6 protein-coding genes and 1 pseudogene are annotated in these 9110 nt (G+C 64.2%); 4 read left to right on the top strand and 3 right to left on the bottom strand.

Translation table 11 applies throughout. The features are described from left to right. The 3 genes from MOV74_RS22725 to MOV74_RS22715 all read left to right on the top strand — a co-directional run. Window positions 1-2034 (top strand): ABC transporter permease (locus tag MOV74_RS22725; RefSeq protein ID WP_246927154.1); only part of this gene is annotated, 2034 nt, incomplete at its 5' end. A gap of 280 nt (window positions 2035-2314) precedes the next feature. Then, a complete protein-coding gene (locus tag MOV74_RS22720) occupies window positions 2315-3106 on the top strand; it encodes a Bax inhibitor-1/YccA family protein (protein WP_246927145.1) in 792 nt (263 codons plus the stop codon). Between the two features lie 216 nt (window positions 3107-3322). Beyond that, entirely contained in the window at window positions 3323-3853 is a 531-nt protein-coding gene (locus tag MOV74_RS22715; RefSeq protein ID WP_246927143.1) for a GNAT family N-acetyltransferase, read from the top strand. A 222-nt stretch (window positions 3854-4075) separates the two neighbouring features. Here the strand turns inward: MOV74_RS22715 and MOV74_RS22710 are convergent, their stop codons facing one another. From MOV74_RS22710 to acnA, 3 genes are all read right to left on the bottom strand, one after another. Beyond that, window positions 4076-4447, bottom strand: a complete 372-nt coding sequence (locus MOV74_RS22710; protein WP_246927141.1) for a DUF2794 domain-containing protein — start codon at window positions 4445-4447, stop codon at window positions 4076-4078. A 596-nt stretch (window positions 4448-5043) separates the two neighbouring features. Continuing rightward, on the bottom strand, window positions 5044-5820 hold the full coding sequence (locus MOV74_RS22705) for a thioredoxin family protein (protein ID WP_246927139.1): 777 nt from the start codon (window positions 5818-5820) through the stop codon (window positions 5044-5046). Between the two features lie 235 nt (window positions 5821-6055). Next, window positions 6056-8776 (bottom strand): aconitate hydratase AcnA, encoded by a 2721-nt coding sequence (gene acnA / locus MOV74_RS22700; RefSeq protein WP_246927137.1) that lies wholly within the window; start codon window positions 8774-8776, stop codon window positions 6056-6058. Window positions 8777-9016: 240 nt separating this feature from the next. On the opposite strand from acnA, the pseudogene MOV74_RS22695 reads away from it, so the two are divergent. Further along, window positions 9017-9110: pseudogene (locus MOV74_RS22695) on the top strand (heme ABC transporter ATP-binding protein CcmA); the annotation flags it as partial.

Here is a 9110-nt window from a genome sequence, read left to right as displayed (position 1 = left end):
AGCACGGTCGAGACCGAGCCCGACAAGCTCGCCGGCGGCATCGGCTTCGGCCCGCGCTTCCTGATCAGCGAGGCGGGCCTGCGGGCCACTGGCCTGATCCAGCCCGGCAGCCTGGTGCGCTGGGTCTATCGAGTGAAGCTGCCGGATGCTGCGAACAACGAGCGCGCCACCGAAGCCTTCATCGCGGATGCGCGCAGCGCGGCGCCGCAGGCCGGCTGGGAGATCCGCAGCCGCTCCAACGCCTCGCCGCAGCTCGAGCGCAACATCAACCGATTCACCCAGTTCCTGACCCTGGTCGGCCTCGCCGCGCTGCTGGTCGGCGGTGTCGGCGTGGCCAATGCCGTGAAGAGCCATATCGACCGCCGGCTCGAAGTGATCGCGACCCTCAAGGCCGTCGGCGCCACCGGGCGCGACGTGTTCGGCATCTATCTTGCGCAGGTTCTTCTGCTGGCGGGCATCGGCTCGATAATCGGCCTTGCGCTCGGCGCCGCCATGCCCTTCGCCATCGTCGGCCTGTTCGGCAAGCTCTTGCCGCTGCCGGTGGTGCCGGCCGTGCATGCCGACGAGCTCGCGCTGTCGTTCGTCTATGGCCTCCTGACCGCGCTAGCCTTCGGCCTGTGGCCGCTCGGGCGTGTCCACGACGTGCCCGTGGCCGCGCTGTTCCGCGACACCATCAGCTCGGAATGGCACCGGCCGCGCGTGGGCTACCTCGTGTTCATGGGCGTCGTAATCGCCCTGCTGATCGCGGTCGTGATCGGGCTGTCGTTCGACAAGCGCATCGCGGCGGTGTTCGTGGCCTCCTCGGTCGTCGTGTTCGCCCTGCTGCGCGGCATCGCCGCCCTGCTGATGGGAACCGCGCGGCGGCTGCCGCGGACACGGCTGCCGATGCTGCGGCTTGCGATCGCCAACATCCACCGGCCGGGTGCGCTGACTCCGTCCGTCGTGCTGTCGCTGGGGCTCGGGCTCGCCGTGCTCGTGACCATCACCCAGATCGACGGCAATCTGCGCCGGCAGTTCCTCGCGGCGCTCCCCGATCAGGCGCCGTCGTTCTTCTTCATCGACATTCCGAGCACGCAAGCCGAGCAGTTCGACCTCTATCTGCGCCAGATCGCGCCGGGTGCGAAGGTCGAGGACGTGCCGATGCTGCGCGGACGCATCGTCGCCGCGCGCGGCGTTCGCGCCGAGGAGCTCAAGCCGACCACCGATTCCGAATGGGTGCTGCAGAGCGACCGAGGCCTGACCTATACCGGCGAGCTGCCGAAGGGTTCCAAGGTGGTCGAGGGCGAATGGTGGAGCGCGGACTATTCCGGCCCGCCGCTGGTCTCGATGGAGAAGAAGATCGCCGACGGATTGGGCCTCAAGCTCGGCGACGAGGTCGTGGTCAATGTGCTCGGCCGCGACATTCCGGCCAAGATCGGCAATCTGCGCACCATCGACTGGCAGGGACTAGGCATCAACTTCGTTCTCGTGTTCTCGCCGAACGCCTTCAAGGGCGCGCCGCACACCCACATCGCGACGCTGACGGAAGCGGGCGGAAATGCGGCAGGCGATGGTAAGATCATCAAGCAGGTCGCCGACGCCTACCCGATGGTGACGAGCGTGCGCGTACGCGAGGTGATGGAGACGGTCGGCTCGGTGGTGACCAATCTGGCGCTGGCCATTCGCGGCGCCAGCGCCGTGACCCTGATCTCGGCGATCCTGGTGCTGGGCGGGGCGCTCGCCGCCGGCCATCGCCACCGGGTCTACGATGCGGTGATCCTGAAGACGCTGGGCGCGACGCGGCTGCGGCTGCTGGGGGCCTATGCGCTCGAATATCTCCTGATCGGGCTCGCCACCGCATTGTTCGGCGTGATCTCCGGCAGCATCGCGGCCTGGATGATCGTGACTCGGCTGATGACGCTGAGCTTCGTCTGGCAGGCCGGCAGCGCGGCGGGCGTGGTGGCGGCCGCCCTGGTCGTCACGGTCGGGCTCGGGCTTGCCGGCACGCTGCTGGCGTTGAACAAAAAGCCCGCCACGGTGTTGCGGAATTTGTGACAAATTGAAGCGGAGGATAAAGCCGGGCGGAATCCCCCCGGTTTCCGCAATTAACCACACCGCTCGTCAGGCTCGCGTCAGGATTGCCGCCAAGGGCGACATTCAGCCGCGCGTGGAAGGTTGCAGCGAATGTGTTAGTTTCCCACATATCGAATGGGTTCGGAGCCCCGATTGTTAGCCAAAATTTAGTCGGTTGGCGTCGGTATCCGAGATAGAATTTGACGAACCGGCGGCGTGGCGACCCTCATGCCGGACCGGACCAACCAACGGGAATTCGACCATGTCGGACCTAGACCGTAACTACGCTTCTCCTTTCGGCAGGGCCGCCGGGCGTGTTGACGCCGCGACGGTCGATGCCGGCCTGCGCGCCTATATGCTGCGCATCTACAACTACATGAGCATTGGCCTGGCCATCACCGGCCTTGCCGCGCTCGGCGTCTACATGGCTGCCGTGACGGACGTGCCGACCGCGGACGCCGTCCGCGTCGGCAAGCTGTTCCTGACGCCGTTCGGCTACGCGATGTTCGTCAGCCCGCTGAAGTGGCTGTTCATGCTCGCCCCGCTCGCCATGGTGTTCGTGATCTCGGCGGGCATCAACCGTCTCGCGCCCTCGACCGCCCAGATCCTGTTCTGGGTATTCGCGGCGCTGATGGGCATCTCGCTGTCGTCGATCTTCCTGGTGTTCACGCACACCTCGATCGTTCGGGTGTTCTTCATCACCGCGGCGACCTTCGGCGCGCTCAGCCTCTACGGCTACACCACCAAGCGTGACCTGACCGGGATGGGCTCGTTCCTGTTCATGGGCCTGATCGGCATCATCATCGCGAGCCTGGTGAACCTGTTCCTGGCGAGCTCGATGCTGCAGTTCATCGTGTCGGTGGTCGGCGTGCTGGTGTTCGCGGGCCTCACCGCCTGGGACACCCAGCGGCTGAAGAACGACTACATCTACGGCTACGCTTCGGCCGGCGGTGAGATCGCGGAGCGTGCGGCCATCACCGGCGCGCTGTCGCTGTACCTGAACTTCATCAACCTGTTCACGCTGCTACTGCAGCTCCTCGGCCAGCGCGACTAAGCGATCAACCGAGTGAACGGCATGAACCCCGGCCGAAAGGCCGGGGTTTTTGTTTGGGGGCCGGCTGCCCCCACAAACACCACCATTGCGAGCGCAGCGAAGCAATCCAGAGCGCCTCCGCGGGCGCATCTCTGGATTGCCTCGTCGCAATGACGGAGCATGTGGATGCGTCGTTGCCCCTTCCAGCGCCCGCGGGAAGGCTCTAATCTCGCACCCATGTCCGCACCTGAAATCAGGCCCACCACCGAGGCCGACCTTCCCGCCATCACCGCCATCTACCAGCAGGCCGTCCGCGAGGGCACCGCGACGTTCGAGCTGGAGCCGCCAGAACTCTCGGAGATGACGCGCCGCTATCGCGCGCTGGTCGACGGCGGCTATCCCTATTTCGTCGCCATCCTCGACGGACGCGTCGCGGGCTATGCCTATGCCGGCGCCTACCGGCCGCGGCCGGCCTATCGCTTCACGGTCGAGAACTCGATCTATCTCGACCCCTCCTTCCACCGTCGCGGCGTCGGCTCGTTGCTGCTGGAGCGGCTGATCACCGAATGCGAGGCGCGCGGCTTCCGCCAGATGATCGCGGTGATCGGCGATTCCGCCAATGCCGGCTCGATCGGCGTGCACACCAAAGGCGGCTTCAAGATGATCGGCACGCATCCCAGTGTCGGGCTGAAATTCGGCCGCTGGCTGGACACGGTGATGATGCAGCGCGACCTCGGCGAGGGCGCGAGCACGGTGCCGGGGAAGTAGGGTCGGTCAGCTCCCGTAGCCCGGGTGAGCGCAGCGATACCCGGGAACGGTGCAAGAAGGGTCCCGGATGTCGCTTCGCTCATCCGGGCTACGAAGACCTCGTCTCATCATCGCTGCCGCAGGGTGGGCAAAGCGTAGCGTGCCCACGATTTGCGGCGATCGAGAAAGGACGTGGGCACGGCGCGTTGCGCTTTTGCCCATCCTACGGCACCGGACGCGTGGCTAGACCACCGCCAGTTTCCGATCGATCACCAGCAGCACGCGCTCCAGCTCGTGGCCGCGGCGCAGGATCAAGCCCGTCGCCGAGATCACGCTGTACATGCCCTGCTTGCGCGCCAGCCGCGGATCCTTCTCGATGCGATAGATCGGCACTTCCGAGGCACGGCGATAGACCGAGAACACGGCGCGATCCCTGAGGAAGTCGATGGCATAATCGCGCCACTCGCCGTCGGCGACCATGCGGCCGTAAAGATTGAGAATGCGGTGCAGCTCGAGCCGGTTGAAGGTGACCCGGTTCGGCTGCTGGGCGCTGGCTGCGACAGGACGCGCCGCCGCGCGCTGCTCGCTCGGATCAGCATCCTCCGACAGACTCATGGGAAGCGCGCCTCCTCGTCGCATGGCATGATCGCCTCCGCGAAAACCGTCCCCGGAGCCGCGGATCATGACAGTGATATGATTGCGCCAACCGTTCCCCGCCGCAAGGCTCTTGATGGAACTCGCCTGCTCAACTTATTGGAATTGGCGCACACGCAGGAGTGGAACTTCCTCGCGGCAAACCGTCACGGGATCGTTAGCAGGAATCATACTCTCGCCGCTTTTCCGCCCAGCGACTGCCGCCCTGCATTGCGAAAAGACTCATGTGCGTTGACCCGGTCCTTTCGGTTCCGGATTCCTCAGCCCCCAGCCCCCCGGGGTCGAACAGGATCGGGTCTGTACGCGCAACAAGGAGGACCAACGCAAGTTGGTCCTTTTTTGTTTGTGTCGGAATGTTTCCGGCCGCGACCGACCTTCTCTCCAAACATCCGCGCGAAGACTCGCTCTCCTCATCTTGAGGAGCGCGCTCTTGCGCGCGTCTCGAAGGATGAAAGGCGACGCTGCATCAGCGCGGGCCTTTCATGGTTCGAGACGCGCCAACGCGCCTCCTCACCATGAGGAGTTAGAACGGGCGTAGCGCTAGAGAGAAATTCGAATCAGTGCAGCGACGTGTACGCCGCGCCCAGCATCGGGCCGGGCTTCTCACGGCTGCCATCCTGGACGTAGACCACCGCGCCGTCGACGCCGTCGCGCGTGAGGTTCTCGATCGGCACCGTCCAGCTTTCCGAACGCCCGGTCCAGTCACCAACCTTGAGCAGGTTGCGCACCACGTTGTGATAGGTGACCTGCTGCCCGCGATTCTCGCCGCGAGTGATCGCGATCGGTACCGACTTGGCGATCGAACAGATCCAGACCTCGCCATGCGAGGCTGCCGGCTCGTTGCTCGCGGCCACCGACACGTTGATCTGCTTGCCCGCGAGCGACATCGTCACCGGCACGCTCATCACGCCGGCGCCCTTGTCGGTCTTGCCGATGGCATTCTCGATACCGGTACGGTCGCTGCCGATGACGTGAGTCGAGCCGTTGACCACGACCTGCGGCGTATAGACCTCACGGTCGCCGCGCATGCGCGAATAGGCACGCTGGCGTGCAGAGAAGCGCGAATCCGCCAGCGTGTCCTTCCAACCCAGATAGTCCCAATAATCGATCGGCATGCTCAGCGCGATGATCGACGGGTCTTTGGAGAGATCGCCGATGATCTGGTCGGCGGGCGGACATGAGGAGCAGCCCTGCGAAGTAAACAATTCGACAACGGCGCGGGGATCAGCCTGCGCAGGACGGATGACAGCGACGATCGCACAGATGCCGATAGCGCCCGACCAGAGGGCACCGGACCAACGTGAAACCAGATGAGAAGCCGTCATTGTTGTCATGTCGAACGCCGCACACCATTGCTCGTGGGAAGGGAGATCTTATCGCCGGATGGTCACCGTAGTCTTACGGGGCGCGACACACTCGACCGCCCAGGCAAACCGTCCAAAGGGAGGTTTTCCGCCGGGCGGGCCCATCTAGAGCATGCCGCAAACGCACGAAGGCGGCCTTGTGATAGGCCGCCTTCGTTTAACCTTCTACTCACTTCGCAGTGAGCCACCGTTCACAAATCCGCGCTTAGGCCGCGAGCTTGCGCAGCACGTAGTGCAGGATACCGCCGTTGCGGTAGTAGTCGAGCTCGTCCAGCGTATCGATGCGGCAAAGCAGCGAAACGCGCTGCAACGAGCCGTCTCCGGAGACGATCTCCGCGGTCAGCTTCTGGCGGGGCTTCAGTTCGCCGACGAGGCCGCGCAGCGTGACCTTCTCGTCGCCCTTGAGGCCGAGCGACGACCAGGAGGTACCTTCCTCGAACGTCAGCGGCAACACGCCCATGCCGACCAAGTTGGAGCGATGGATGCGCTCGAAGCTCTGGCAGATCACGGCGCGCACGCCGAGCAGCCGCGTGCCCTTGGCAGCCCAGTCGCGCGAGGAGCCGTTGCCGTATTCGGCACCGGCGAACACCACCAGCGGCACCTGCTCCTGCTGGTACTTCATCGCGGCGTCGTAGATCGACATCTGCTCGCCGTCGGGCCAGTGCTTGGTGAGGCCACCTTCCGGAATGTTGCCGTCGGCGCCCTTGAGCATGAAGTTCTTGATGCGGATGTTGGCGAAGGTGCCGCGCATCATCACTTCATGATTGCCGCGGCGCGTGCCGTACTGGTTGAAGTCGGCGGGGCGCACCTGATGCTCGCTGAGATATTTGCCCGCGGGCGAGGTGAGCTTGATCGAGCCGGCCGGCGAGATGTGGTCGGTGGTGATCTTGTCGCCGAACATGGCGAGGATGCGCGCCTCGACGATGTCGGTGACCGGCTCCGGCTCCTTCTTCATGCCGTCGAAATAAGGCGGGTTCTGCACGTAGGTCGAAGACATGTTCCAGCGATAGGTCTCGCTCTCGACGGTCTTGATCTTGCGCCAGTTGGCGTCGCCCTTGAACACGTCGGCATACTTCTTCTTGAAGATCGACGCGGTCACGAACTTCTTCATGAAGGCGTTGATCTCCTTGGTCGTCGGCCAGATGTCCTTGAGATACACCGGCTTGCCGTCCTTGCCCTCGCCGATCGGCTCGACCGCGAGGTTCTTGGTGACGCTGCCCGCGAGCGCGTGGGCGACGACCAGCGGCGGCGACGCCAGATAGTTCGCCTGCACGTCCGGCGAGACACGGCCTTCGAAGTTGCGGTTGCCGGAGAGCACGGCAGCCGCGACGATGCCGTTGTCGTTGATCGACTTCGAGATCTCCTCAGGCAGCGGACCGGAATTGCCGATGCAGGTGGTGCAGCCGAAGCCGACCAGGTTAAAGCCGACCTTGTCGAGATCCTTCTGCAGACCGGAATCGGCGAGATAGCCCGCGACGACCTGACTGCCCGGGGCGAGCGAGGTCTTCACCCACGGTTTTGCTTTCAGGCCCTTCGCGGCGGCATTACGCGCCAGCAGGCCGGCACCGATCAGCACGCTCGGGTTCGAGGTGTTGGTGCAGGAGGTGATGGCGGCGATGACGACGTCGCCATGGCCGATCTCGAAATTCTTGCCTTCGACGGCAAAGCGCTTCGCCGGCTCTTCGCCCTTCTTGTACTCGGTGCCGAGCGCAAGCGAAAAGCCTTCGGCAACCGACGGCAGCGCGATGCGGCCTTCAGGACGCTTCGGACCGGCCATCGACGGCACGACGTCGGCAAGGTCGAGCGTCAGCGTTTCCGTGAACACCGGATCGGCCGACTTGGCGGTGCGGAACAGCCCTTGCGCCTTGGCATAGGCCTGCACCAGCGCGACGCGCGGCGCGGCGCGCCCCGACGTCTTGAGATAATCGATCGCGGCGGCATCGACCGGGAAGAAGCCGCAGGTCGCGCCGTATTCGGGCGCCATGTTGGCGATGGTCGCCTTGTCGGCGACGGAGAGATTGTCGAGGCCGGGGCCGAAGAACTCGACGAACTTGCCGACGACGCCGAGCTTGCGCAGCATCTGCGTCACAGTCAGCACGAGGTCGGTCGCGGTGACGCCTTCCTTCATCGCGCCTTTGAGCTTGAAGCCGACGACGTTGGGCAGCAGCATCGACAGCGGCTGGCCGAGCATGCAGGCTTCCGCCTCGATGCCGCCGACGCCCCAGCCGAGCACGGCGAGACCGTTGACCATGGTGGTGTGGGAATCGGTGCCGACCAGCGAATCGGGATAGGCGACCTCGAAGGTGCCGGTCTTCTTGCCGACCGTCATCTTCTCCTTCTTGGTCCAGACCGTCTGGGAGAGATATTCGAGATTGACCTGGTGGCAGATGCCGGTACCGGGCGGCACGACGGAGAAGTTCGTGAACGCCTTCTGGCCCCACTTCAGGAACTCGTAGCGTTCCTGGTTCTGCTTGTATTCCTCGGCGACGTTCTTGCCGAAAGCCTTGTTGTCGCCGAAGAAGTTCACGATCACGGAGTGGTCAATGACGAGATCGACCGGCACCAGCGGATTGATCTTCTCAGCATCGCCGCCGAGCTTCTGCATCGCGTTGCGCATCGCGGCAAGGTCCACCACCGCGGGCACGCCGGTGAAGTCCTGCATCAGCACGCGCGCCGGGCGGAAAGCGATCTCATGCTCCAGCGATTTCTTGCGCAGCCATTTCGAGACGGCGACGATGTCCTCTTTCTTGACCGAACGCCCGTCCTCGTTGCGCAGCAGATTCTCGAGCAGGACCTTCATCGAATAGGGAAGTTTGGAAATTCCCTTCAGACCATTCTTCTCGGCCGTGGGCAGGCTGTAATAGACATAGGTCTTGGCGCCGACCTTGAGGGTCTTTTTGCATTTGAAGCTGTCGAGCGAGGTCATGTAGGAAATCCCAATGGTTAGTTATACCCGGCAGGGTATCTTGACACCGTCAGCGTATCAGGCTGGGCCGCTTGCAGGGGCAGGTTGAGTTGCTGCATCAAGTAGTTCCGGGCTTATAGAAGCTTTCTAACCGCACCGCCACAGCCACAATCGTGCCGCAGCAATCGCGAGCCAAAAATTCCCATGCGCTACCCCAAGTTTTCCTGAGGCCCGGCTTTGAGTGACTTGAAACGAGGCGAGATGCGGCTCTCCGGACACGGGGTCGCCTGCGTGCGCGGCGGCCGCGAGGTGTTTGCCGGGCTCGGTTTCGCGGCTGTCGCGGGCGAAGCCGTGG

The organism is Bradyrhizobium sp. SHOUNA76 (assembly GCF_023006445.1).
GTDB lineage: Bacteria > Pseudomonadota > Alphaproteobacteria > Rhizobiales > Xanthobacteraceae > Bradyrhizobium.
The sequence above is the reverse complement of the archived record's forward strand: the minus strand, read 5'-3'. Positions and strand labels throughout refer to the sequence as shown.

Excerpts from the sequence above, each read along its gene's own strand:
- MOV74_RS22720 (WP_246927145.1), top strand. The coding sequence starts at position 2,315 with ATGTCGGACCTAGACCGTAACTACGCTTCTCCTTTCGGCAGGGCCGCC.
- MOV74_RS22715 (WP_246927143.1), top strand. The coding sequence starts at position 3,323 with ATGTCCGCACCTGAAATCAGGCCCACCACCGAGGCCGACCTTCCCGCC.
- MOV74_RS22710 (WP_246927141.1), bottom strand. The coding sequence starts at position 4,447 with ATGAGTCTGTCGGAGGATGCTGATCCGAGCGAGCAGCGCGCGGCGGCG.
- MOV74_RS22705 (WP_246927139.1), bottom strand. The coding sequence starts at position 5,820 with ATGACAACAATGACGGCTTCTCATCTGGTTTCACGTTGGTCCGGTGCC.
- acnA (WP_246927137.1), bottom strand. The coding sequence starts at position 8,776 with ATGACCTCGCTCGACAGCTTCAAATGCAAAAAGACCCTCAAGGTCGGC.